At 70.1% G+C, this 25,808-nt stretch carries 17 protein-coding genes; 4 read left to right on the top strand and 13 right to left on the bottom strand.

All coding sequences use genetic code 11. From position 1 onward, the window contains the following. The 7 genes from OIE47_RS29345 to OIE47_RS29315 all read right to left on the bottom strand — a co-directional run bounded on the left by OIE47_RS29345 (position 1) and on the right by OIE47_RS29315 (position 8,819). A complete protein-coding gene (locus OIE47_RS29345; RefSeq protein ID WP_326557754.1) occupies positions 1-822 on the bottom strand; it encodes an endonuclease domain-containing protein in 822 nt (273 codons plus the stop codon). Positions 823-1,152: 330 nt separating this feature from the next. Beyond that, entirely contained in the window at positions 1,153-2,676 is a 1,524-nt protein-coding gene (locus OIE47_RS29340) for a M28 family peptidase (RefSeq protein ID WP_326557753.1), read from the bottom strand. A 233-nt stretch (positions 2,677-2,909) separates the two neighbouring features. After that, positions 2,910-3,092 (bottom strand): hypothetical protein, encoded by a 183-nt coding sequence (locus OIE47_RS29335; protein ID WP_326557752.1) that lies wholly within the window; start codon positions 3,090-3,092, stop codon positions 2,910-2,912. Beyond that, entirely contained in the window at positions 3,089-4,144 is a 1,056-nt protein-coding gene (nrfD, locus tag OIE47_RS29330) for an NrfD/PsrC family molybdoenzyme membrane anchor subunit (RefSeq protein ID WP_326557751.1), read from the bottom strand. Before nrfD ends, OIE47_RS29335 begins: the two co-directional genes overlap by 4 nt. A gap of 31 nt (positions 4,145-4,175) precedes the next feature. Continuing rightward, on the bottom strand, positions 4,176-5,165 hold the full coding sequence (locus OIE47_RS29325; RefSeq protein ID WP_442792002.1) for a 4Fe-4S dicluster domain-containing protein: 990 nt from the start codon (positions 5,163-5,165) through the stop codon (positions 4,176-4,178). A 4-nt stretch (positions 5,166-5,169) separates the two neighbouring features. Beyond that, positions 5,170-8,412 carry a formate dehydrogenase gene (gene fdh / locus OIE47_RS29320; protein ID WP_442792193.1) on the bottom strand — a complete coding sequence of 1,081 codons (3,243 nt, stop codon included), beginning with the start codon at positions 8,410-8,412 and terminating at the stop codon, positions 5,170-5,172. Positions 8,413-8,525: 113 nt separating this feature from the next. Continuing rightward, the gene (locus tag OIE47_RS29315) at positions 8,526-8,819 is read right to left on the bottom strand and encodes a hypothetical protein (RefSeq protein ID WP_326557749.1); all 294 of its coding nucleotides are present in this window, start codon (positions 8,817-8,819) and stop codon (positions 8,526-8,528) included. 274 nt (positions 8,820-9,093) lie between these two features. Here OIE47_RS29315 and OIE47_RS29310 point away from each other — a divergent pair, with 274 nt between their 5' ends. Next, complete coding sequence (locus tag OIE47_RS29310) at positions 9,094-11,865, top strand: alpha-amylase family glycosyl hydrolase (RefSeq protein ID WP_326557748.1); 2,772 nt, start codon at positions 9,094-9,096, stop codon at positions 11,863-11,865. A gap of 108 nt (positions 11,866-11,973) precedes the next feature. On the opposite strand, the gene OIE47_RS29305 is transcribed toward OIE47_RS29310, so the two are convergent. From OIE47_RS29305 to OIE47_RS29295, 3 genes are all read right to left on the bottom strand, one after another. Further along, positions 11,974-13,083 (bottom strand): pyridoxal phosphate-dependent aminotransferase, encoded by a 1,110-nt coding sequence (locus OIE47_RS29305; RefSeq protein WP_326557747.1) that lies wholly within the window; start codon positions 13,081-13,083, stop codon positions 11,974-11,976. A gap of 178 nt (positions 13,084-13,261) precedes the next feature. Next, entirely contained in the window at positions 13,262-13,978 is a 717-nt protein-coding gene (locus OIE47_RS29300; protein ID WP_326557746.1) for a hypothetical protein, read from the bottom strand. A 157-nt stretch (positions 13,979-14,135) separates the two neighbouring features. Next, positions 14,136-20,105: a ThuA domain-containing protein gene (locus OIE47_RS29295; RefSeq protein WP_326557745.1), complete on the bottom strand. Its 5,970-nt coding sequence runs from the start codon at positions 20,103-20,105 to the stop codon at positions 14,136-14,138. A gap of 370 nt (positions 20,106-20,475) precedes the next feature. On the opposite strand from OIE47_RS29295, the gene OIE47_RS29290 reads away from it, so the two are divergent. Together OIE47_RS29290 and fmdA are read left to right on the top strand one after the other, a co-directional pair. Further along, the gene (locus OIE47_RS29290; RefSeq protein WP_326557744.1) at positions 20,476-20,775 is read left to right on the top strand and encodes a zinc ribbon domain-containing protein; all 300 of its coding nucleotides are present in this window, start codon (positions 20,476-20,478) and stop codon (positions 20,773-20,775) included. Positions 20,776-20,848: 73 nt separating this feature from the next. After that, positions 20,849-22,105, top strand: coding sequence for a formamidase (gene fmdA, locus OIE47_RS29285; protein WP_326557743.1), 1,257 nt, complete (start codon positions 20,849-20,851; stop codon positions 22,103-22,105). A gap of 61 nt (positions 22,106-22,166) precedes the next feature. Here the strand turns inward: fmdA and OIE47_RS29280 are convergent, their stop codons facing one another. Beyond that, the gene (locus OIE47_RS29280) at positions 22,167-23,000 is read right to left on the bottom strand and encodes a pentapeptide repeat-containing protein (RefSeq protein WP_326557742.1); all 834 of its coding nucleotides are present in this window, start codon (positions 22,998-23,000) and stop codon (positions 22,167-22,169) included. A 257-nt stretch (positions 23,001-23,257) separates the two neighbouring features. Between OIE47_RS29280 and OIE47_RS29275 the strand changes: the two genes are divergently transcribed. Next, positions 23,258-23,971: an HAD family hydrolase gene (locus OIE47_RS29275; RefSeq protein WP_326557741.1), complete on the top strand. Its 714-nt coding sequence runs from the start codon at positions 23,258-23,260 to the stop codon at positions 23,969-23,971. An 11-nt stretch (positions 23,972-23,982) separates the two neighbouring features. Here OIE47_RS29275 and OIE47_RS29270 read toward each other — a convergent pair whose 3' ends face one another. Then, positions 23,983-24,468, bottom strand: coding sequence for a GNAT family N-acetyltransferase (locus OIE47_RS29270; protein WP_326557740.1), 486 nt, complete (start codon positions 24,466-24,468; stop codon positions 23,983-23,985). Between the two features lie 63 nt (positions 24,469-24,531). Then, positions 24,532-25,806 carry a cytochrome P450 gene (locus OIE47_RS29265; RefSeq protein WP_326557739.1) on the bottom strand — a complete coding sequence of 425 codons (1,275 nt, stop codon included), beginning with the start codon at positions 25,804-25,806 and terminating at the stop codon, positions 24,532-24,534. Positions 25,807-25,808 lie beyond the last annotated feature (2 nt).

Raw genomic sequence — 25,808 nt, 5'->3', positions numbered from 1 at the left:
TCAGCGCGTGGCCAGGATGGCGATGATCTCGCGGCGTACCTGCGCAGTGTCGTGAACCAGTCGTCGGTGGCTGAACCGGACGACCATGATGCCGACCGTGGCGAGCAGGGCGTCGCGTCGCAGGTCGATCTCCCGTTGACGGGGATCGCCATGGGTTGCCGCTCCGTCGAGTTCGAAGGCGACCCGCTCCCGTTCGGCGTACACGTCGAGGTACATCGTCCGGTTCGCGACCTGGATACGGACCTGGCGCTGGAACCGCGGCATTCCCGGACCGGTGAAGACATGGTCGTGTCCCCAGATCTCCAACGCGCTCCGGCACCCCGCAGCCAGCCGATCGAGCAACACCCGCAGTTCGGCCCGGCCCGACAATCGAGGCAGCGCCATCAGAGCGACGCCGATCCGGTCGGGCGTGGTCAGCCTCTGGTTGACCGCACCGATTACCGACTCGGGTCGTTCGGCCGGCGCCAGCAGTGGCCACGCCTCGACAAGGGCCCGCTCGATCCGGACCACCCGCAGGTTCCCACGGATCATCGCCTGCGGAGGTGCCACCTCGAACCCGATTCGGCGATGAACCACAAGGCCGGACCTACTCCGTAGGGCGACCCCCTGGGGAATGCTCAGATGCAGCGGTTCGTCAGCGGGCTGTCGCCGTAGGGCCCATACGTCGAGCGCGGTGGTGTGGCTCAATGCCCCGCGCCCGTCCGCGTACATCAGCACCGCTCGTCGACGCAGCGCGGGTGCCAGACCGGTGAGCGGGGAGGCGACGGCACCCGGTGGGTCGGCGGCCACGAGTCGCGCGTCCGCGTAGATCTCGGGTAGCACCCGATACAGCCGACCGGACCGAACTGCCCATCCCAGCGATCGCCGTGACACCGCCCGGCGCGCCGATCGCCACGTCACCAGGCCCTCGCCGCGCTCGACCAACAACCGCAGAGCTTCGTTCACCCCGCGAATGTCGACGTCCTCCGACTCGCGGTCAACCGACGCCCGCGCAACTGTGGATGAGCGCGACGCCTGTGGAAATCACCCCACCTGCCCCACGATCTGCTATGGGCTCCCCATGATCATTGAGCACTGGAGCACGCCACAACCCGACGGTTACGTGCCTGAGCGAGCAATGATCATGGGGAGCCGAAGTCGAAGCGTGGAGGTTTAGGTGGGGTTGCGGGCGGTGGCGTAGGCGGCGCAGCCGATCAGTTCCAGGGAGACCTGGAGGCGTTCGGCGCTGACGTTCTTGGCGATGGTGTCCTCGGGGCTGTGGTACGGCGGTTCGAGCAGTGCCGGGGACTCCTCCCCACGCCAGGAGAAGTTGGCGCTGGCGATGCCGACCTCCTGGAACGACTGGTGGTCACTGGAGCCGCGCAGGGTCACCGGGGAGATGCGCGGCTCGTAGCCGAGTCGGGTGGCGGCGGCGGCGACCTCGGTGGTCGCCCGGTTCGCCAGTCCGTCGAAGGAAAGCAGCCAGTAGCGGGTCGCCGGATCCCAGCTCGTCGCCACCATGTCGTTCTGGTAGACCGCCACGATCCGGTCGCGTTCGGCCTGGGGCAACTGGGCCACGTAGTACCGCGAGCCGATCAGGCCCTGCTCCTCCGAGCCCCACAGTCCGAAGCGGATGGTCGCGTCGGTCGGCAGGGAGCGCAGCACCCGGGCCAGTTCGAGGCAGAGTACGGTGCCCGAGCCGTCGTCGTTGGCGCCCGGCGCACCGATCACGGTGTCGTAGTGGGCGCTCACCATCACCACCGGGCTGGTGCTCGCGTCCCGTCGCGGTGCCCGCTCGGCGAGCACGTTGTGGGAGGTGAGGCCACGGTGTGCGGTGGTGGCGACGGTGAGCGTGAACGGGCGGGCGGCGAGGCGTTCCCGGAGCCGGTGCTTCTGTGCCTGAGCCACACCGACGACCGGGATCGGCACCGGCGTGGTGGCCGAGCCGGGCAGGGTCGGTGCGAAGGCCGAGGCCCGTCGCGGCTCCACCAGGTCGGCCGGGAGGAACACCACGGCCGCCGCCCCCCGCGCCACGGCGGTCGCGACGAGCGTCTCGCGCTGTGCCGCCACGTAGTCGACGAGTACCACCTTGCCGGTGACGTCCTCGGGGTAGTTGGCCGGTGCGCCGGCCGCCACGTCGACCACCCGACCGCTGACCCGGGTGTTCAGGGCGGCGTGCGGTGACGCGCCGACCTGCCAGTTCAGGTCGTCGGGCAGCCCCGGGCGGGAGCTGAGCTGGGCCAGGAACTTGTCCGCGACCGGGAACGGCTGGAGCGTGGTCCGGTAGCCGAGGTCGTCCAGCACGTCTTCCAGGTAGTTCGCGGCGGCGCGTTCCGATGGGGTGCCGCCGATGCGCGGGCCGATCCGCTCGGAGAGGACCCGCAGGTGGTCGATGGCCCGCCGAGCCGAGACCCGTCCGGCAACGAGGCGGTCGCCCGGGTTGAGCGTGGGCGGGCGGTGCGCTCCCGGCCGATGGTCGGTCACGGCCCAGGCGGGTGACGCTATGGCGAGACCGGCGGCGCCACCAAGGCCGATGGCCAGGGCGCGGCGTCGGGACAAGGCCGAGCCTGACGGGGAGTTGTCGGGCGAGGGGGACGGGTCGGCGCTGGTGTCCACAGAAGACCTCCGGTGCGGCCGGGGCGGCCCGGCGACGTAGGTACGGACGACGACAGCGATCACATCGACGGTAGTGATCACTTCGATGAATGTAGCGTCCGAACACACACCGATTCAAGATCGTGACGCAGCGGATCGGCCCACGGTCCGGGCACGATCGATGGAACCGCGGGTTCGACGGATTCGCACAGGCGGTTACCGGGTTTCACCGCCGCACCCGGGAGGTGGCCGGGGTCGACTGACCGCTCAGGAAACGGCCGGGTTGTTGGAGTGACCGCTCAAGAGGCGGTTGGGTGGTCCGACCGACCGACCGCTCAGGAGGCGCGGTTGCGCAGGGCGGCGGTCATGGCGGCGATGCCGGTGGCCGGGCGCAGTGCGTCCAGGGCGCGCCGGGACGTACCCGGTCCGGTGGGGTCGCGCCGGGCCGCGAGGTAGGCCGCGACGCAGGTGGTGACCACGATCCCGGCCAGCGGAAGATGCTTGCGCAGCGTACTCATGTCGACTCCTTCGCGGCCCGGTCGCGGGCGGCGAGCCGTTCGCGCTGCGGTCCCACGGTGTACTTCGGGTCGCGGGCCGAGGCGAGGCCGGCGTGGAAGATGCCGAACCGGGTGCAGAGGGAGCCGGCGAGCAGTGCCACCCCGGCCGCGACGCCGGCCTTCCGGTTGCGTCCGGCGAGCGCCAGGGTCAGCGCGGCGGTGGCGCTGAGGACCTTGCCGGCTCGGATCAGCGCCCCTCCGAGGTCCTGTTGCAGTGGTTCGGCGAGCGGGCCGAGCCGTTGCTCCAGCCGGCGGGTCATGGTCAGCTCGGCGACGGCGCCGAGCATCGCCGCCCGGCGGGCCGGTGCGGACTCGGCGCCGGATCCGACCAGCAGGCCGAGTCCGCCGGCCGACGCGGCGGCCGAGCCGACGAAGAGCAGCGGCATCTCCCGGTGGCCCTCGTGCCAGGCCGGCACCGCCGTGTTCGAGATCAGGGCCCCGGTGTACGCGGCGACCGCCGGCCCGAGCAGGGCCGCGCCGATGGTGGCCAGCCGGCCGGGTACGGACAGCCGACCGGTGACCGCGCTGGCGGCTGCGGTGATCGCCATCGGTGCGTAGCCGGCGAGCAGCCACGACCCGATGCTCATCGGCGAGGTCACCTTGACCACCCGGAGCATGTTGATGAACCGTTCCGGACGGCCGAGGTCGTGGACCAGGGTGTAGAGCGATCCGGCGATGGCGGTGGCGGCGCCGGCCTTCAGCCCTCGGGCGAGTGCCGGCCGGCCGGTGAGTTCGGCTGCCGCGGCGAGGGTGGAGGAGGCGCCGGCCAGACCGCCGAGGAACAGGTAACCGGCGATGTCGGGCGCCTCCCAGGTCGGTGCGTTGAGCACCGGTCGCCCGTAGTACGAGCGGAAGTCCGCCTTCGGCACCATCAGCCGCTCGCCGCGCTGGCGCCGTCCGGGGCGTCCGGCCGACCCGACCACCGCGTCCCGCTCGGCGGGCAGGTCCGGCGCGCGGTCGAGTCGTACGTCGGTCAGCGTCGCGGCTCCCGCCGGAACGTCGGGACGGTTCATCGTCGTGCTCCCACCCGAAGGCTTGTACGGTTCATCGTCGTGCTCCCGTCGGGGCGCTGGCGCCGGAGACGGTGACCGCGATCAGGCCGACCAGGAGGCCCGCTGCCGCCAGTCCGACCCGCCGCCACATGGCGGGCAGGTCGCGGGTGGTCACCACCGGATCCGGCGGCAGTCCGTAGACCTCGGGCTCGTCGAGCAGCAGGAAGAACGCGCCAGCACCGCCGACGCCGTCGTTCGGGTCGGCGCCGTAGAGCCGGGCACTGGTCACCCCGTCCGCCTGTAGGGCGAGCACCCGTGCGGCGGCGCGCTCCCGCAGCTCGTCGAGCTCGCCGAACTGGATGGAGTCGGTCGGGCAGCTCTTGGCGCACGCCGGCTCCTGGCCGACCGAGAGTCGGTCGTAACACATGGTGCACTTCGCCACCCGGCCGTCCGTCGGCCGTTTGTCGATCACGCCGTACGGGCAGGCGGGCACGCAGTAGCCGCAGCCGTTGCAGATGTCCTCCTGCACCACGACCGTGCCGAACTCGGTACGGAACAGCGAGCCGGTGGGGCAGACGTCCAGGCAGGCGGCGTGGGTGCAGTGCTTGCACACGTCCGAGGACATCAGCCAGCGGAAGTCCATCTCCCGTACGGTGCCGACCACCCCGTCCGGCGGGGCCGACGCCGGCAGTCCGAGCGAGACCGGGGTGCGTCCGGCCGCCACCTGCTTCAGCTCGCCGGGCAGCTCGGTCGGGGCCAGGTACGTCTCCTGCCGGCCCAGTTGGCGGGGCTGTTCGATGAACGCGACGTGCCGCCAGGTGTCGGCGCCGAGCCCGATGCTGTTGTCGTACGACATGCCGGTGAAGTTCAGGCCGTCCTCGGCGAGGGTGTTCCACTCCTTGCAGGCCACCTCGCAGGCCTTGCAGCCGATGCAGACGCTGGTGTCGGTGAAGAAGCCGACCCGTTCCGGATGTGCGCCGTAGCCGCCGACGGTCGCCGGGTCGGCCATGCCGGTGGCCGCCTCACGCAGGTCGAAGCCCATCGCCCTACACCCCCGTTCCGGTGCGCCCGGTGACGCCGGCCCGCCGCTGGTAGTCCCGGACCATCGCGGGACGGGCCGGTCCCCGTGGACGCCGGCCCGGTCGGATGTCCGCGCTGAACGCCTTGACCTCCTGGATGTGCGAGTTCGGGTCCAACGAGATCGCGGAGAGTTCGTTCGCCGCGTCACCCCGACTCAGACCGTTCGGTCCCCAGTGGAACGGCAGTCCGATCTGGTGGATCACCCGCCCGTCGACCCGCAGCGGCGCCATCCGCGCGGTCACCAGGACCCGCGCCTCGATCACGTTGCGGGCGGTGACGATGGTGGCCCACCCGGTGTGTTCCAGTCCCCGCTCGGTCGCCAGTTCGGGTGAGACCTCGCAGAAGAACTCCGGCTGCAACTCCGCCAGGTACGGCACGTTGCGGCTCATCGCCCCGGCGGTGAAGTGTTCGGTCAGCCGGTACGTGGTCACCACGTACGGGAAGATCTCGGCACCGGGTTCGGATCCGCTCGGGTGGTACCGGTTCTCGGCGTGCGGTCGCAGCAGCCGGGCGGGATTGCGCTGCTGACCGTAGAGCGGATTCTGCACCGGTGAGTCCTGCGGCTCGTAGTGGGCGGGCAGCGGCCCGTCGAGGACACCGCTGGGCACGTACAGCCAGCCGAGACCGTCGGCCTGCATGATGAACGCGTCCGTGCCGCGCAGGGCCGCCACCCCGCTGGCGCCTTCGGGCGGCTGGTAGTCCGGGCGCTTGGTCGGTTCGAAGTCCGGTACGTCGTACCCGGTCCACCGGCCGGCTTCCTCGTCCCACCAGACCATCCGCTTGCGTTCGCTCCAGGGCTGCCCGTCGGGGCGTGCGGAGGCCCGGTTGTAGAGCATGCGTCGGTTCGCCGGCCAGGACCAGGTCCACTCGGCGCCCACCCAGTTCTGCTCCTCGCCGGGCCGGCGCCGGGCCGCCTGGTTGATCCCGTCGGCGTACACACCGCAGTAGATCCAGCAGCCGCTGGTGGTGGAGCCGTCGTCGCGCATCTCGGTGTACCCCGACAGCGGCCTGCCCTCGGCGTTCCAGCCGTTGATCTCGGCGAGGACCGCCTCCGCCATCGGCTCGTCGGTCCGCCCCTCGGTCGGGTAGTCCCAGGTCAGGTCGAGGATCGGTTGGTCCATCGGGTCGGTCGACCCGGCCAGCTTGGCCCGGATGAGGCGCCCGAGGTGGTACATGAACCACAGTTCGCTGCGCTGGTCCCCGGCCGGTTCGACCGCCTGGTGGTGCCACTGCAACATCCGGTTGGTGTTGGTGAAGCTGCCGGACTTCTCGGTGTGGGTGGCGGCCGGCATGAAGAAGACCTCGGTGCCGATCTGCTCGGTGGACAGCTCACCGGACTCGATCTCGGGTCCGTCCTTCCACCAGGTGGCGCTCTCGATCAGGCTGAAGTCCCGGACCACGAGCCAGTCCAGGTTGGCCATGCCGAGTCGCTGCATCCGGGCGTTCGCGGAGCCCACCGCCGGGTTCTCGCCGAGCAGGAAGTACCCCTTGCAGTTGCCCTCGATCTGTTCGAGGGTGGTGTCGTAGGCCGAGTGGCTGCCGTTGATCCGGGGCAGGTAGTCGAACCGGAAGTCGTTCTCGGGCTGTGCCGACGGACCCCAGTACGCCTTGAGCAGGCTGACCGTGTAGGCCCGCATGTTCGCCCAGAAGCCCTTGCGGGCGGCGTCGCCGGCGATGAAGTCGTCGAGGCTCCCGTGTCGGTGGGCGTGCGGCATCGGGAGGTAGCCGGGCAGCAGGTTGAACAGGGTGGGGATGTCGGTCGAGCCCTGGATGCTGGCGTGGCCGCGCAGGGCCTGGATGCCGCCGCCGGGGCGGCCGATGTTGCCGAGCAGCAGTTGCAGGATGCTCGCGGTACGGATGAACTGCGACCCGTCGGTGTGCTGGGTCCACCCCACCGCGTAGACGAACGCGCTGGTCCGCTCCGGACCCGACGCCTCGACCAGGTGCTCGCAGACCCGGGCGAACACGTCCTGCGGGATGCCGCAGATCCGCTCGACCATCTCCGGGGTGTAGCGGGAGAAATGCCGTTTGAGGATCTGGTAGACGCAGAGCGGGTCGCTCAGGGTGGGGTCCTGCCGGGGGTCGCCGTCGAGCGCGGCGGTGCCGGAGCCGTGCTTCTCCCCCTGCCCGGTGCCGTGCGAGTGGTGCCGGGTCGCCAGCCGCCGCTCGTACGCCTCGTCGCGGTCGCCGGACGCGGTGGCCTCCTGGGTGCCCTCGTACTGCCAGGTCTCGCTGGCGTACTGGTGCACCTCGGGGTCGAAGCCGGAGAACAGCCCGTCGAGGTCCTCGGTGTCACGGAACTTGTCGTTGATGATGGTCGACGCGTTCGTGTACGCCAGCACGTACTCGCGGAAGTCCTTCTCCTGCGTGAGCACGTAGTTGACGATCCCGCCGAGGAAGGCGACATCGGTGCCGGCCCGCAGCGGCACGTGCAGGTCGGCCAGCGCGCTGGTACGGGTGAACCTCGGGTCGACGTGGATCACCGTGGCGCCGCGCGCCTTGGCCTCCATCACCCACTGGAAGCCGACCGGGTGCGCCTCGGCGAAGTTCGACCCCTCGATCACTATGCAGTCCGCATGCTGCAGGTCCTGCATGAAGGTCGTCGCCCCACCCCGGCCGAACGAGGTGCCGAGCCCGATCACGGTGGAGCTGTGGCAGACCCGGGCCTGGTTCTCGACCTGCACCACGCCGAGCCCGGTGAACAGCTTCTTGATCAGGTAGTTCTCCTCGTTGTCCAGGGTCGCCCCGCCCAGGCTGGCGATGCCCATGGTGCGGGCCAACCGCTCCCCGTCGATCTCCCACTGCCAGGTCTCCCGCCGGGTCCGGATCACCCGTTCGGCGATCATGTCCATGGCGGTGTCCAGGTCCAGTTCCTTCCAGTCACGCCCGTACGGCGGCCGGTAGAGGACCTTGTCCAGGCGGCCGGAGCCGGTGGTGAGTTGCAGGGTGGCGGCGCCCTTGGGGCAGAGGCGGCCCCGGCTGATCGGGGAGTCCGGGTCGCCCTCGATCTGCACCACCCGCTCGTCGCGGACGTACACGTTCTGCGCGCACCCCACCGCGCAGTACGGGCAGATCGACTTCACCACGCGGTCGGCGGTGGCGGTCCGGGCCTGGAGGGTCGCACTCTGTCCGGACTTCGCCGCCTCGGCGCGGCCGAAACCGTCCGGGCCGGTCAACTGGCGCCAGACCGGCCACTTTCCGATCGAGATGGGTTGTCGCACCGGTTCCGGCCCTCCTTCACGCGTACGGTCGCGGCCCGGCCCGGAGGCGGTGCCGCCCAACTGGCCCTCCCGGAGGGACCCCCGAACCGGCCCGTCAACGGTCAGCGGGAGCCGCTGTCCGGGCCCCGGTCCCGCATCGCGCGGGTCCGGATCCACTCGTGCACCCGTTCGGAGTAGCTCGGGTTCATCTCCCTCGGGTTCACCAGACGTTGCGAGTGCGACGGCAGCATGCCGGGCCGTTGCCGCTGCCGCCCGGTCACGGTGTCTCCCCCGTCGGCCGGGATGCCGGTCGCGACGAGGTACGCCTGACCGGCCGGGATGCCGAGCAGCCGGCCGATCTCGGAGTAACCGTGGCCGAGGTCAACCAGATGCAGTACCTGTTGCTTGCTGACCATGCGAACCTCCACTTGCCGACAAGTTTCGCATTTCGCCCCACCGGCGGTCCGGAAACGCGAAAAGCCGCCCACCCGGTGGGCGGAACGACTCAGCCCGGTCGGGTGGCCATCACACGCCGGAGCGCGGGCGGCGGGACGCCGGGGGCGACGCCGGGCCGCCGATCGGTGGTGCGCGGCATCGTCTGGCGTCCATCGATGACGTACGGCAACCTGTACTGGGCGTTCACCACCACCGCGACCACCACCCGCGACCGCCGCCCAGGAGGAGTCGAACATGTCGATCCGTTCCCGTACCGCCGCGCTGCTGTCGGTGATGCTGGCGATGGCCTTGCCCGCCGTCCCGGCCAGCGCCAGCGGGAAGGGCTCCGGGCACGATCCGCAGGCCCTGCACTCGCTGCGCGCACCGGTCACCGACGAGTCGTTCTACTTCGTGATGGCCGACCGGTTCGCCAACGGTGATCCGGGCAACGACCGGGGCGGCCTCGGCGACGACCCCCTCGTGTCCGGTTTCGACCCGACCCGGACCGGCTTCTACAACGGCGGTGACCTCAAGGGACTGCTGAACCGGATCGACTACATCCGGGGGCTCGGCACCAGTGCGATCTGGCTGACCCCCAGCTTCAAGAACAAGGCCGTCCAGCTCGAGGACGGGCCGTCCGCCGGTTACCACGGTTACTGGATCACCGACTTCACCCAGATCGACCCGCACCTGGGCAGCAACGCGGACCTGCGGGCCCTGGTGGACGCCGCACACGACCGGGAGATGAAGGTCTACTTCGACATCATCACCAACCACACCGCCGACGTCATCGGCTACCAGCAGGGCGCCCGGATGGCGTACACCGGCAAGGACGCGGTGCCGTACCGGACCGCCGCCGGGGTGCCGTTCGACGACCGGGACAGCGCGGGCAAGCCGAGCTTCCCGACGCTGAGCCCGGAGAGGTCGTTCCCGTACACGCCGGTGTTGGATCCGGCCGAGCGGGATCTGAAGGTGCCGGCCTGGCTCAACGACGTCACGCTCTACCACAACCGGGGTGACACGACGTTCACCGGCGAGGACTCGTACTACGGCGACTTCTTCGGGCTGGACGACCTGTTCACCGAGAACCCCCGGGTGGTCGACGGGATGATCGACATCTACCAGCGGTGGATCGGCGACTTCGGCATCGACGGCTTCCGGATCGACACGATGAAGCACGTCAACGACGAGTTCTGGCAACGCTTCGGCCCCGAGGTCCTGCGGTACGCACACCGCCAGGGAAAGTCCGAGTTCTTCATGTTCGGCGAGGTGTTCGACACCACCCGCGCGTTCACCTCGCAGTTCACCACCCGTGACCGAATGCAGGCGGTGCTCGACTTCCCGTTCCAGGAGGCGGCTCGCAACTTCGCCTCACGCGGCCAACCGACCAGCCAGCTCGCCACCTTCTTCACCGACGACGACTGGTACACCGATCGAGATTCGAACGTCTATCAGATGCCGACCTTCCTCGGTAACCACGACATGGGCCGGATCGGCAGCTTCGTCGCCGCGGACAACCCGGGCGCCGACGACACCGAGTTGCTGGCCCGCGACCGGCTGGCGCACGAGCTGATGTACCTGTCCCGGGGCAACCCGGTCGTCTACTACGGCGACGAGCAGGGCTTCACCGGCCCCGGCGGGGACCAGGCCGCCCGGCAGACGATGTTCGCCAGCCAGGTGCCGGCGTACCTCGACGACGACCTGATCGGCACCGACGCCACCCACGGGCAGGACAACTTCGTACCCGGACACCCGCTCTACCGGTCGATCAGCCGGCTCGCCGCGCTCACCCGCAGCCACCCTGCCCTGCGCGACGGCACCCACCAGCACCGCTACGCCACCGACGGTCCGGGCATCTACGCCTACTCCCGGCTCGACCGGACCGAGCAGCGCGAGTACGTGGTCGCGACCAACAACAGCGAGCAGCCGCAGACCGCGGCCATCCCGACCTACCTCGCCGGACACACCTTCACCTCCGTGTACGGCGACGGCACCCACCGCGTACGCACCGGCGGCGACCGGAAACTGACGCTGACCGTGCCGCCGCTGAGCACCCTGGTCTACCAGTCGACCGGACAACTCCCCCGGTCCAAGGCGGCACCCGCGATCTCGCTCGCCGCACCGGTCCCCACCCCCGAGACGCCGGGACGGATCCGGATCGCCGCCGAGTTGGCCGGCTCCTCGTTCAACGAGGTCACCTTCCAGGCCCGGGTCGGCAAAAACGGCCGGTGGGAGTCGATCGGCACCGACGACACCGTCCCGTACCGGGTGTTCCACGACGTGTCCGGGCTGGCTCCGGGCACGCCGGTGCAGTACCGGGCGGTGGTGCTCGACAACAACCGGCACACCGCCCAGACCGGCGTACGTTCCGCCGTGGTTCCGCCGCCCGCGCTGACGATCGCCGCACCGGCGGAGAGCAGTGGCGTACGGGGGCGGGTCGAGGTGCGTACCACCGCGGACCCGGACCGGGCGACGCACGTGGTGGGGGTCGAACGCCGCGTTGCCGGCGGTGCGTGGCAGCGGATCGGCACCGACGCGTCCGCACCGGTCTACACCGTCTTCGACGACCTGACGCCGCTGAACCTGGCCGCCGACACGGTGGTCGAGTACCGGGCGATCCTCACCGAGCCGAACGGGACGCGGGTCACCAGCGCCACCCGGCGGGTACGCGCTGCCGGACCGCCGATCCCCACGGCCACCCTGCACTACCTGCGGCCGGCGGGCGACTACGGCCAGTGGGGGCTGCACCTCTGGGGTGACGCGGTCGACCCGGCGACCCTGGCCACGATCGGCTGGGACCGTCCGCTGCCGCCGACCCGGATCGAGAACGGCTGGGCCGAGTACGACATCCCGCTGGTCGCGGACACCAGTCCGGTCAACTTCATCATGCACCTGCCGAACGGCGACAGCGTGCCGTCGACCCGCGAACCGGGCGGCGACCGCTCGTTCGTGCCGATCGACCGCCCCCAGGTCTGGATCGTCCAGGGCGACCCGACGGTCTACTCCAGCCCACCCGCCGGGCGCTGAGCGTCCCGCGTGAGGTGCCGTCGGGGCCTGGCCACGCGGTCAGCCCCGGCGGCGGCTCTGGAGTCACGTCACCGGGCGGGGCGCGACGGCGCGGATCACGAGTTCCTTTCAGCTACTCGGGACGAGGGCCTCTGCGAGGCGTTCGAGGGCCGCGGTGAAGTCGCTGGCTGGCAGGTGGCCGAACCCGAGCCGGAAGACCCGGTCATGCTCGCCGAACCAGGACCCCGGCGCGACTCGGGTCTCGCGCGCGGCGAGGCGGGCGTAGAAGGTCCGGACCGCGTCGTCGGAGAACCGGTCTTTGGGCAGGCGCAGGCAGCACATGGCTCCGCCGTCCGGGAGGACCAATTCGACCTGCTGTTCCCGAGTCCAGTGCAGTAGCTCGTCGAGCGCCTCCCGGAGTCGCTTCGCGCGAGGCACGAGGATCTCGGTCCGCTGCCGAAGTACCTGCGCGGCAAGGAATTCGTCGACGGTGGAGCAGGCGATTGTGGTCAGGAACTTGGCCTCACGCAGTTGGTCGTAGAGCGCGGGGTTGGTCGTGGTCAACCAGCCGACGCGTAGGCCGGGCGCGCCGTGGGCCTTGGACAGAGAGGAGCAGGTGACAAGTTGCGTCGACAGCGTCGCCGTCGAGGGCGGTGTCACCGCGTCGCCGTAGGTGGACTCCCGGTAGGTCTCGTCGACCAGAACGACTGCGTCCGGTGCGCGCTCCCGTACCGTCGCGAGCAACGCGCCCAACTCCTGTTCGGTGAATCGCACACCGGACGGGTTCTGTGGCGAGGCCAGGGACACCAGGCGTGTGCGTGGGCCGAGCTGCGCGGAGATCCGGTCCAACGGCAACCGGTAGCCCTCGTCGAACGACAAGGGCACCAGGTCCACCTGTGCTCCCAGCCCTTCCGGGACCGTTCGAGCCGGCGGAAAGCACGGTGTTGCCACCAGAACCCGGTCGTCAGGGGCACAGGTGGACTGGGCCAGGAGGAACATCGCTTCGATCGCGCCGACCGTCACCAGGATCTGCTCGGCATCCACCCCGGTGTCCTCGGCGATCAGGGCGCGCAGACGGGCATCTCCGCGCGAGGTGCCGTAGCCCAACGGGACAGCGGCGAGCGTAGCCGCATCGGCGATGTCGCCGAAGTTCAGCGGCGGACATGTGCTCTCCGCCAGGTCATAGCGAACCGGAAGGTCGATCAGAGCGCTCATGGGGCTCGGCGTGAAGGCGGTCATGGTGCACATCGTCGAGGCATACGCCGGGACGGGGCAGAGCCAATGCGGATAAATTGGTTCGCCGATGCAGCCGGTCGGGTTGGTCGGATAGTCGCAGCGTGGCTGCGGTCAGGTTGGCGGTCAGGTGATTGCCGGGACACATGACCAAGTCAGCGGAACTCCCCGTGTACTGACGACGTCAGCCGGGCAGTGCTCCCAGGCCGGCGAGTAACTCGTCTCTCTCACGTGCTGACACTCCCAGGTAGATGGGTTCGTCCAGCCGGTTGGTCGAACTCTCGATGGTGTGCCGTTGCGGGTCCTGCGGAGAAAGCACCCTTAGCTGCGCCAGAGTGAGCCCGGCGCCGGCCCAGGCGGCCCGGTGCGCATCGGCCCGGTGGTGGCGTAAAGCCCCGAGCCGTGAGCTCAGGCGAAGGGCAGCGGTGGCGTCGGGTGGCTCGTACACCGGGGCCATCGCTCGGAAGGCCGGCCCGCCGCTGGCCTGGCCCACCTCCAAGAGGCGCCCAACTACGTCCGCCAGCCGGGGAACAACGGCCAGCCCCGGCATCGTCTCAATCGGTTTGCGATCCCAGAGCTCCTCGGCCCAGTCGCCCACACAACGCTGTACGGCCAGCGCCACCTCTCGGCCCCGATCGGTCAATCGCCACGCGCCGTCGGCGTCGATCTCCGCGATGCCCTGTTCGAGCTCGACGGTCATATCGGAGCCGGAATAGATCGTGGCTGCCGCGAAACTGTCAGCGGCCATCGGGCGGGCCAACAATCCGAAGTAGAAGCTGCTCTCGAACCCGGGCCGAACCCCGTACCGATCGTAGACCGCCCGTAGTCGCTCCCGTGCCGTGTTCCGGAGGCCCACGTACACCCGGTCAATCACCGGCCGGATCAACGCCGCGTAACTCATACCGCCCTTTGCTTCACTCGTTGCGATGAGTAAGCCAGACTAGATCACCAAGGTCCCCTGAGCGATCTCGCGAACACGACCGGCCAACATGGCGTGCGGCGGTCTACTACCCCTGGAGGGGCAGTAGACCGCCGCAGCGTTTACCGGTGGTGGTACGTCAGGAGGCGTACGCCTCGAACTCGGAAAGTTGGCCGGCGGGCCAACCCGTGTTGGCGGTGAAGGTCAGCCGCAGGTAACGCTGTGACGTGCCCTGGAAGGTGATCGTCGCGGTGTTACCGGAGGCCGGGTTGAAGGTGTAGCCGGCCGAGCCCACGACGGTCGAGTACGTCGACCCGTTGGTGGAGCCGAGCACCGACAGGGTCTGGGTACGGGTCCCCCAGTCCGTCGCCGGTGGCAGCTTGAGCACCAGCCGGGACACCGTCACCGCCGAGCCGAGGTCGACCGTCAGCGACTGCGGGAACGCGTTGTTGGCGCTCTCCCAGTAACTCGACGGATTGCCGTCGACCGTGTTGCCGGCACCGTAGTTCTGGCTGGTGCTGGTCGCGGTGACCGGCCGACCCGCCGCCAGGTTGGCGTTGGTGGCGGTGCCGGTGCCGGACAGCCCCACGGTGAGCGGGCTGCCCGGCGCGTTCGAGGCCACCGACAGGGTGCCCGTACGGGCTCCGGTGGCGGTGGGGGTGAACGTCACGTTGACCGTGCAGGACACCCCCGCCGCGAGACTCGAACCGCAGGTGTTGGACTGGGCGAAGTCCCCGGTGGCGGTGACGCCGGTGATGGTCGCCGCCGCCGTACCGGAGTTGGAGACCGTCACCGCACTGGCCGGACTGGGCGATCCGACCGTACGGCTGCCGAACGACAGGGTGCCGGGCGAGACCGACAGCACCGGTCCCCCGGTGCCGCCGCCGGCGTACACCTCGAACTCCGACAGTTGGGCCGCCGGCCAACCGGTGTTGCCGGTGAAGGTCAGCCGCAGGTAGCGGCGGGCCCCGGCCGGCAGGTTGAGGGTGACCGTGTTCGCGCTGGCCGGGTTGAAGGTGTAGCTGGCCGAGCCGAGCACGGTCGAGTACGACGTGCCGTCCGTGGAGCCGAGTACGGACAACGTCTGGTTACGGGTTCCCCAGCCCGGCGGCAGCTTGAGCACCGCCCGGTTGACCGTCACCGCCGCACCGAGGTCGACCGTCAGCGACTGCGGGAACGCGTTGTTGGCGCTCTCCCAGTAGCTCGACCCGTTGCCGTCGACCGTGTTGCCCGGTGCGTACCCTTGGTTGGCGCTGGTGGCGGTGACCGGGCGACCGGCGGCCAGGTTGCTGCTCGGGTTGACCCCGGTGCCGGACAGCGGCACGGTCAGCGCGGTCCCGGTCGCCGGGGTGACCGTCAACGAGCCGGTGCGGGTCCCGGCGGCGGTCGGTCGGAACGTGACGTTGACGGTGCAGGTGGCGCCCGGGGCCAGCGACGATCCGCAGGTGTTGGTCTGGCTGAAGTCACCGCCGGTGACCACACCGGTCAGCGCCACCGCGGTGGTGCCGGTGTTGCGTACGGTGACGGCCTGGGCTGCGCTGCTGGTGTTGACGTTCTGCGCGCCGAAGGTGACGCTGGTCGGCTGTGCGACCAGTCCACCGCCGGTGCCGCCGCGCAGCCGTTCGAACTCGGCCGCCCAGTACGCGGTCCGGTCGAGGTACGCCGTCTCCGCCGACGCCCCGGTGCGCCCGTACGCGCCGGAGTAGGTCTGGTAGTTGAACCCGGACGGGGGCGTGCTCCGGGCCGGCTCGATGGTCGAGCCCTCGTGCCACTCGTTGAACGAGGTGATCGACACCCAGGTGGGCAGGCCACCGGTTGCCGTACCCAGGGCGTTGTTCCACACCTGGTCGTAGGTGGCGCCGTTGTTGCGGGCCAGGGTGGGGGTGGTGTTGCCGGGCACGGCCCGGTCGTCGATGTAGCCGGGGCCGATCGACGGTGCCCAGATCAGGTTGTTCGCCTTCGCGTACGCGCTGGCGTTGGCCCAGCCGGGTGCGGTCGTCGCGGCGATCGCGTCGTAGGTGTACATGCCGGAGAAGCCGGCGATCTTCGAGGTGTCGGTGGTCTGGGCCAGGATGATGTTGTTCGCGTTGACCTGGCTCAGCGCCGACCAGTCCGGGATGAGCAGGCTCTCGAAGACGTAGAACGCCGGCCGGTTGCCCTGGTCCGCTGCCCGGTAGAAGGCCGGGTGGCTGCCGTACCGGGTGTTGATGTAGTTGATGTCGGCGACGGTCGAGGCGGCGGTGCGACCGCTGTACGGCTCCAGGTGCCAGGCGATCTTGATGCCCTGCTGGGCCGCCGCGTTCATCACGGTGGTGACCAGGTTGTCCTCGTACGAGCCCTGGCCCCACCAGGAGTAGACGAGCGTGTTCGCACCGGACTGCTTCACCCAGGCCATGTGCTGCGCGAGCACCGCCGGGTCACCCGAGTCGTACGCGCCCAGGGTCGGGTAGAAGTCCGCCCCGACGTCGTTCGGCGGGGTGCGCCCACCCTGCTGCCAGTGCCGCCAGCCGCCGTTGGGTCCGGTCGGGCTGCCGTACCAGGGGTAGTAGAACAGGTGCACGTTCGACGATCCGGTGGGTGCCGGGCCGCCGGTCACGGTGATCACGACGGTGGCGGTGCTCCGGGCACCACGCGCGTCGGTCACGGTCAGCGTCGCGGTGAAGGTGCCGGCGCTGGCGTACGTGTGGGTGGTGTTGGCGGTGGTCGCCGTACCGCCGTCGCCGAAGTCCCAGGCGTACGTCAGCGGGGTGTCGCCCTCGGCGTCGGTGGCACTGCCGGTGAAGGTCACCGGCAGCGGCGCGGCGCCGGAGGTGGGTGTCGCCGCCGCGGTCACCTGCGGCGGGGTGTTGCCGCCCACGCCCGCCCCGACGAAGTCCACCCAGTTGACGTTGAGCAGGGAGGTCCCCGCCGCGGTGCCCGACGCGGCCTTCGCCACGAAGAACAGCGGCCCGGTCGTGGCGCTGGCGGCCAGCGGTACGGTCAGGTCGGTGAAGTTCTGCCACCCGCCGGTCCCCGGTACGACCACCGAGCCGAGCAGTGTTCCGGTGGCCGAACCGGTACGCACCTCGACCGTGCCGCCGGTGCCACCGGAGGACGCCCGCAGCCGCAGCGACTGGATCCCGGTGAGGTTGGTCGGCGTGTACGACCACCAGTCGCCGTTCTCGACGAAGGCGATGTTCTGGAAGCCGCCCTGCGGGTCGGTGGTGGCCTCCCGCTGCACGCCCGGCGTACCGCCGGTGGGTGCACCGGCGATCCGACCGGTGCCGGTGAAGTACTCGGCCTGCTTCCGCTTGGGCTGCAACTGGACCAGCGAACGGCCGGTCAGCGGCGCGGCCCCGCCGGGTCCGCCCAGATCGGTGTAGGTCGCCTCCAGTACGGCGAAGATGTTCGCGTCACCGCCGTGCCCGCTGTCCAGCGAGGTCTGTACGGAGCCCGAGCAGCCGGTCTTCTGCTGCAACGGGTGCGCGTGCTCGTCGTGCCCGAGCAGGTACTGCAAGGTCACGCGGGAGCAGTCGATGGTGCCGCCGTCGGGGTCGGTGACGGTCACCGCGTAGTTCACCTGGGCGCCCCAGTCGAAGAACCCGCCGTTCGGGGGCAGGGTCAGGGTCACCACGGGTGCGGTGTTGCCGACCGTGATCGGCACGTTCGCCACCGCGCTGCGGCCACCGGGATCGGTCACCGTCAACTGGGCGGTGAAGTTGCCGTTGGTGGTGTACGTGTAGGTCGGGTTCGCCTGGGTCGAGGTGCCTCCGTCACCGAAGCGCCACGCGTACGTGATCGGTTGTCCCTCCGGGTCCCGCGACCCGGCGCTGCTGAACGCCACGGTGAGCGGCGCCCGCCCGTTGACCGGTTGCGCGGTCGCGGCGGCGATGGGTGCCGGGTCGACGGACCGGTAGTCGATCCGGTAGATGCCGGAGTCGTCGTTGTTGCCGCCGAAACCGCTGCCCCACTCGATCAGGTAGAGCGCGCCGTCCGGGCCGAAGTCGAAGTCCATCGGCCGGATCGTCGACATCCCGGTCAGCAGCTGGTTGATGTCCACCAGCGACTTCCCGTCGGCGGTGACCTGCATTGTGTACAGCTTGTTCTGGTTCCACTCGCCGAAGATCGCCTTGCCGTCGTAGTACGCCGGCCACTTGCGGCTGGAGGCGAGGGCCGGGTCGTACCGGTAGACCGGCCCGGCCATCGGGGCGCCACCCCCGCCGAGTTCGGGGAAGAGCGGGTTGGCGTCGTAGTCGTAGTCGACCGTGGCCGGAACCACCGGCGGCAGGGTGGTCAGCCCGGTGTTGTTCGGCGAGTTGTTGACCGGCGCGGCGCAGTTGAACGCCGCTCCGCTCGGCCCGTTCGGGAAGGTGTAGTCCCGGTAGGCCGCGTTCCTGCCCACGCAGTACGGCCAGCCGTAGTTGCCGGCCTGGCCGACGATGTTCCACTCCACCGTGTTGCCGGGTCCCCGGTCGGCGTTGGCCTGCCCGTCGGGGCCGTAGTCGGCCACGTAGAGCACGTTCGTCCTCGGGTCGACGCCGATCCGGAACGGGTTGCGGAAGCCCATCGCGTAGATCTCGGGACGGGTCTGCGCGGTGCCGGGCGTGAAGAGGTTGCCGGTCGGCACGGTGTAGGTGCCGTTCGCCTCCGGGCGAATCCGGATCACCTTTCCGCGCAGGTCGTTGGTGTTGCCGGAGCTGCGCTGGGCGTCGAAGTCCTGCCGGCCGGACCGCTCGTCGATGGGCGTGAAGCCGCCGGACTCGAACGGGTTGGTGTTGTCGCCGGTGGCGAGGTAGAGGTTGCCCGCGCTGTCGAAGGTCATCGTGCCGCCGGAGTGGCAGCAGGTGTTGCGCTGGGTGTCGACCTGGAGGACGACCCGCTCGCTGGCCAGGTCGAGGGTGTCGCCGTTCATGGTGAACCGGGACAGCAGGTTGCGCGCCGCCCCACCGTTGGGCGAGTAGTACAGGTAGACCCACCGGTTGGTGGCGAAGTTCGGGTCGAGGGTGAGACCGAGCAGCCCGTCCTCGTTGCCGGTGAAGACGTTCAGCGTCGCGGCGGTGACGGTGGTCTGGGTGTCCGGCTTGATGATCCGCAACCGGCCGTCACGTTCGAGGTAGAAGACCCGGCCGTCCGGCGCGATGTCCAGCTCCATCGGGTTGCTCGTATTGCTGTCCAGGGTCACCTTCTCGAAACCGCTGGTCTGCGTCGCACCACAGTCGGCACCGACCACCCCGGCCGCCGTCTGGATGCCGCCGAGCAGGTGGGACCGGAACTGCGGATCCGCGTACGACTCGTTGGTGTGGCCGCCGCCGGTGTACCAGGACCGGCCCCCGTCGTAGTTCTTGCACCAGGCGGTCGGGTGGTCCGCACCCATCGCGCCCGTACCGGGGGTGTAGGTGGTCTCGTCGAGGCTGGCCAGCACGTGCGCCGAACCCCGCGGGTTGGTCCGGAAGTTGTACCACTCGTCGAACCGGCTCCACCGCGACGGCAGGGCCGCCGTGGACGGGTGCGCCGGGTCCTCGACCTTCACCGTGGCCTGCTGGTTGGCCGGGTGGCTGGTGAAGTACGCGCCGACCAGGTTGCCGTACCAGGACCAGTCGTACTCGGTGTCGGCCGCGGCGTGGACGCCGACGTAACCGCCGCCGGCCCGGATGAACCGCTCGAACGCGGCCTGTTGGGTCGGGTCGAGCACGTCACCGGTGGTGGAGAGCCAGATGACCGCCCGGTAGCGGGCCAGGTTGGCGTCGGTGAACGCGGTCGCGTCCTCGGTCGCGTCGACGGTGAAGTCGTTCGCCGCGCCGAGTTGCTGGATGGCGGTGATCCCGGCCGGGATCGACTCGTGGCGGAACCCGGCCGTCTTCGAGAACACCAGCACCGAGTACGCCGCCGCGGCGGCCTGGGCCTGCCCGGCTGCGGCGTCGCGGGTGTTCCCGTTGTTCCGGGCACCCGTACCGTTCTGGGTGCTCTCGGCGTTCGCGGCGGCTGGTCCGGGCGGCGTCGCGGTGGCGGGCGGGGCCGCCGCGCTGAGCGCGGTGACCGTGGCCGTCGCCGCGGCGACGAGCCCGGTGAGCAGTCGGGCGAGTCTTCGTTGCGCCGACGGGCGCGGGGAGCGGTGGGGGGACCGGAACATTCGGGGGGTCTCCTTTCCCGGTGGCGGCACCGGGACAGGCGCCATCGGCTCGGCTGGACCGTGGTGCCATGGCGGTGCCCGCATCGGGTGTTAGGCGAGGACCGCGACCACCCCCGCTGCGCGGGTGTTGCGGTCATGTTTCGGCGGTGTGTTGAGCGATAGATTAGCGCCGATGGTTGCAAGAATCCATCGGAACCCAGAAAATTTTCGACTGGGCCTTGCCCGGTTCGAGAGCCCGGCTCCGGGGCGCGGGTAACAGGGGCCACTGGAGCATCAGGGTTCACGACTTGCGCCGTTGTCCTGCGCACCCACACGGGGCCGGCCGATGCTGAGGGCCGGACGGACTCCGGCGCCCGGAGAGGAGACCCGCTTGGCCACGTACGGATATCGCTGCCCGCGTGACGGCGAGTTCGAGGTGCGGTTCCCGATCGGTACCGCCACGGCGAGCGTCCACTGTGCCGTCTGCCGCGGCGAGTCCACCAGGATCTTCACCGCGCCACTGGTCAACGCCATCGCCCGGCCGCTGGTCGCGGCCGTCGACCGGACCGGACGGAGCGCGGAGGCGCCCGAGGTGGTGTCCCGGATTCCCGGACACCGTCCGGCGGCCGTTCGGGGCCCCGGTGGGCGCGGGTCGACCAACCCGGCCCACCTCCGCCTGCCCCGACCCTGAACACCGGGCGCGACGGCACGGGTCAGGTCGCTACACACAGTTACGGCTTGCTCCGGGGTGAAGGGAAAACACGATGCCCGAGGTCATCTTTCCGCTGGACTCGACGAAGAGGTTCACCGACCAGGAGAAGGTCGGTCACAACAGGTGGCACCCCGACATTCCGCCGGTGGCGACCGTACGGCCGGGCCAGACGTTCCGGGTGTACTGCAGGGAGTGGTTCGACGGCGCGATCCACAACGACGACTCGGCCGAGGACATCCGGGACGCACCGCTGACCACCGTGCACGCGCTCAGCGGACCGTTCGCGGTGCACGGCGCCGAACCGGGTGACCTGCTCATCGTCGACATCCTGGACGTCGCCCCGCTGCCGCAGGAGGACTCCGGTCCGCTCGCCGGCCAGGGCTGGGGCTACACCGGTGTCTTCGCGAAGCAGAACGGCGGCGGTTTCCTCACCGACCAGTTCCCGGACGCGTACAAGGCGATCTGGGACTTCAGCGGGCAGCAGGCCACCTCCCGGCACATCCCGGGAGTGTCCTTCGTCGGCATCACCCACCCCGGCATGATGGGCACCGCCCCCTCCGCCGACCTGCTGACCAGGTGGAACGCGCGGGAAGGGGCACTGCGGGCGACCGACCCGGACCGGGTGCCGCCGCTCGCCCTGCCACCCGAGCCGCAGGACGCGATCCTCGGCACGCTGACCGGCGCCGACTTCGACCGGGTGGCGGCCGAAGCGGCGCGTACGGCACCACCCCGCGAGAACGGTGGCAACCAGGACATCAAGAACCTCACCAAGGGAAGCCGGGTGTTCTACCCGGTCTTCGTACCGGGCGCGAACCTCTCCGTGGGCGACCTGCACTTCTCCCAGGGCGATGGTGAGATCACCTTCTGCGGGGCGATCGAGATGGGCGGGATCCTCGACCTGCACGTCGACCTGATCAAGGGCGGGATGGAGACGTACGGCGTCGCCGAGAACGCGATCTTCATGCCCGGTAACGTCAGCCCCCAGTACAGCCAGTGGCTGGCCTTTTCCGGCACCTCGGTCACCCTGGACGGGGAACAGCGCTACCTGGACTCGCAGTTGGCGTACCAGCGGGCCTGCCTGCACGCCATCGACTACCTGACGAAGTTCGGCTACACCCCGGAGCAGGCGTATCTGATCCTCGGTGCCGCGCCGATCGAGGGACGGTTCTCCGGCGTGGTGGACATCCCGAACTCCTGCGCCACCGTCTACCTCCCGACCGCCATCTTCGACTTCGACGTACGCCCGTCGGCCGGCGGTCCGGTCAGGATCAAGCCGGGCAAGGGCGCGCCGAGGGCGAGCTTCCAGTAGACGTACGCCAACCGGCGGCGTCCCATCCTTTCGGAGTCATCTGCGGTCGGATACCGGACATTCACCGCCGTCGGGGCCTGACTCCACCGCGCCGCTGGGATATCGGCAGCAACGCCCGTCCCGGCGGCGGGCCCGCGGCGGTCCAGTGCGGCGGTCGGGCGAGCGCGGCCGGCAACCGGGTGTTCTCGTCGCCCCTGGCCGCGTTGACCTGGAACTGGGTGAGGAAGATGCTGTCGCCGAGATCGGCACCGCGCAGGTCGGCGCCCCGCAGGTCGGCACCGATGAGATCGGCCAGTCCGAGGTCGGCCCGGCCGAGGTCCGCCCCGATCAGGTACGCGCCCCGCAGGTTCGCGCCCCGCAGGTCGGCGCCGCGCAGCCTGGCCCCGATCAGGTCGGCGCCCCGCCGGTCGGTCCGGCGTCCCCGAACCGGCGCCCGGACCAGCTCGCTGGTCCGTTTCAGCAGCACGTCGACGTCCTGCCGGTGTGCCGCCACGTCCAGTTCGAGGACCGCCTCGGGGGCGTACCGGGTGAGCGCTTCGGTCCGGTCGAGCAGCGTACGGAGGTCCCGGTGGATCGGACGGGCCGGTGCCAGGTTCAGCGCCTCGGTGAGATACCAGAGCAGCTCGTGGAGCTGCCGCATCACGGCGAACACGTCGAACATCTGCTTCGCGGTCTCCGGCGCCTGCCGCCAGTCCCGGCCACCGAAGGTGACCTGGGCGACCCGCTGACCGGCCCCGAAGCAGTCGAAGACGGTGCAGCCGACGAAGCCCTGCTGTCGCAGGTCCTGATGGATGCCGCAGCGGAAGTCCTGGTGCAGGTTCGGGCAGGCCTGCCCGGCAGCCTTGTCGATGGCGAAGTCCGCCGACGCGGCGAAGGCCGGTGCGACACAGCACAACCCGAAACATCGGGTGCAGTCTGCTCGTAGCTCGGGGCGTGCCCCGCCCGACGCGTCCCGGGCATCCTCGTGTCCCGCGGTCAAGGTTCGGATCTCCCGTCGCATTCCGGTTGTCTTCGGATATCCGTCGCATACCGGTCGTCGCTGGCCGGCTGGTAGAGCCTATCGTCCGTCCGACCGGGTCGGCGCAGGTGAAGGGTCGGGTCGGGTCGAGGGCGGGTACCCGGAGCCTCGGCGCGGTCTGGCATCATCCACCGATGCCCCGGCCGACGCACATCCTGCTGGACTTCTTCGGCACCCTGGTCGCCTACTCCGACAGCCGTACGGCACTCGACCACCGAGGAACGTACGACCGGTTGCTCGACTTCGGCGCGCGCGTGGACTACGCCGGGTTCCTCACCGGATGGTCGGCCACCTGGGCCGAGTTCGACCTGCTCAGTGACGTTGACGACCACGAGTTCTCGGTCACCGACGTGGGCACGGCCTACCTCCGGTCGACCCTGGGACGGGAGCCGACGACCGAGGAGACGCGGAGCTTCCTGGCCGCGTACATCACGGAGTGGAACACGGGGGTCCGGTATCTCGACGGGCTGGTCGAGCTGCTCGCCGTACTCGGCCGGGACCATCGGCTCGCGGTCGTGTCGAACACCCACGATCTCCGGCTCGTGCCCGACCATCTCGACGCCCTGGGCGTACGGTCCCTGATGACCGCGGTTGTCCTCTCCGTCGAGGTCGGCTGGCGCAAGCCGCACCCGGTGATCTACGAGTCGACGCTGGGCGAACTCGGCATCCGGCCCGACGAGGCGGTATTCGTCGGCGACTCGTACCGGGCGGACTTCGAAGGGCCGGAACGGGCCGGCATCCGATCGTTTCTCATCGACCCGGACCGCCGGACCCCCGTACCCGCCGACCGGCGGCTCGACTCGATCTTCGATCTGCCGGCGGCACTGCTCCAGCTCGGCTCGGCGTAGGGCGGGACCGGTCAGAACTCCTGGTACATCAGGTGCAGGCCGACCCGTCCCAGGGCCGGGTGGGCGAACGCGCGGGGAACCGTCCCGATCACCTCGAAACCGTGCCGCCGGTACAGCTCGACGGCGGTGGTGTTCGACTCCACCACGGCGTTGAACTGCATGCCGGCGTAGCCACGCTGCCGGGCCCAGGCCAACGCGTACCGGCACAGGGCCGTGCCGACGCCCCGGCCCCGGGCATCCGCGGCGACCATGAAACTCGCGGTCGACACGTGTGCGCCCGGTCCGGGGCGGTTGGTCCCCATCTTCGCCGTACCGAGCACCCGGTCACCGTCGACCGCGACGACCGTGAGCCCCGGCGGTGTCTCGACCCACATGCCGTACGCCTGCTCGGCGGTCAGCCCCGGGTCGTACGGGAACGTCTCCTGCTCCCGTACGACCTCCCGCACGATCGGCCACACCATCGACCAGTCGACCTCGACGAACTCCCTGATCAGCACGGCCGGCACGGTACTGCCCCGAGTCGACGGGGACAACCGAATTGTCCGCCCGGCGACGGTGGGTCACTCGGGGAACGTGGCACCTACCGCCGGCGACGGGGTGAAGGTCGCGGGCAGGTTGATGTAGCCGTTGATCGCCCTGATCGAGGGGTACGGCCGCAGCCGCTCCTCGTCCACCACGTAGTCGGGAATCCGGCGCAACACCTCCTCCAGCATCACCACGGCCTGGACCTTCGCCAGATGAGCGCCGACGCAGCGGTGGATGCCGGAACCGAACGCCACGTGCCGGTTCGGGGTCCGGTCGAGGCGTACCTCGGTCGGGTCGTCGAAGGCCGCCGGGTCGCGGTTCGCCGCCGCGAAGGCCAGCATGACCCGCTCGCCGGCCGCGATGTGCTGCCCGCCGAGCTCGACGTCCCGGGTCGCGGTACGCGACATGAACTGCACCGGGGCCAGCACCCGCAGGAACTCCTCGACCGCGGCCGGGATCAGCGCCGGGTCGGCCACCAGGCGGGCCCGCTCGGCCGGGTTGCGGTAGAGCCAGTGCAGCGCGTGCGAGACCAGCGCGGTCGTGGTGTCCACTCCCCCGGCGATGACCAGTCCGGACGCGGAAATGACATGATCCAGCGGGAGCAGCGCGCCGTTGTCGTCGGTCGCGGTGGCGAGCACGCTGATCAGGTCGTCCGCGGGCTCGGCTCGGCGCTGACCGACCAACTGCGCGATGAGCCCCATCATCTCGGCCAGGCCCACCATGGCCTGCGCCGCCTCGGGACTTCCCGGCGGGCTGTACACGATCCGGTGGATCGGCTGCGCGTAGCGCTCGAAGTCGGCCAGCGGGATGCCGAGAATGCTCATGGTGACGATCGCCGGCACCGGATTGGTCAGCGCGTCCACCAGGTCGGCGCTCCCGGTCGGGGTCACCCGGTCCAGACAGGCGGCGGTCACCTGGCGGATGAACGGTTCCCTCCGCCGGGACCGTTCCGGGGACAGCGGCGGATTCAGCAACCGCCGGTAGGTGAAGAACTCCGGCGGGTCCAGCTCCTGGGGCACGTTCAGGTACGGCGTCGGCGGGTTGCTCGTACCGCGCATCGGGCTGTCGGCATCGCTGTGGTCGTAGAAGGACGAGAACGTCGAGTAGTCGCGCAGCGCCTCGACCAGGTGTTCGTAGCCGGACACCACCCAGGTCCCGCCGTGCGCGGGCGTGTACGCGACCGGGCACCGGGTGACGTTGTCGTCGGAGATCTCGCGCCAGCGGCGCTGGTAGTCGGACGAGTGATGGTCGAGGTCGATCGTCGCCCGTGGCCGTACGTGATCGGTTTCGTCGGTCGGAACAGCTTCCACGG

The organism is Micromonospora sp. NBC_01796, assembly GCF_035917455.1.
GTDB lineage: Bacteria > Actinomycetota > Actinomycetes > Mycobacteriales > Micromonosporaceae > Micromonospora_G.
The sequence above is the reverse complement of the archived record's forward strand: the minus strand, read 5'-3'. Positions and strand labels throughout refer to the sequence as shown.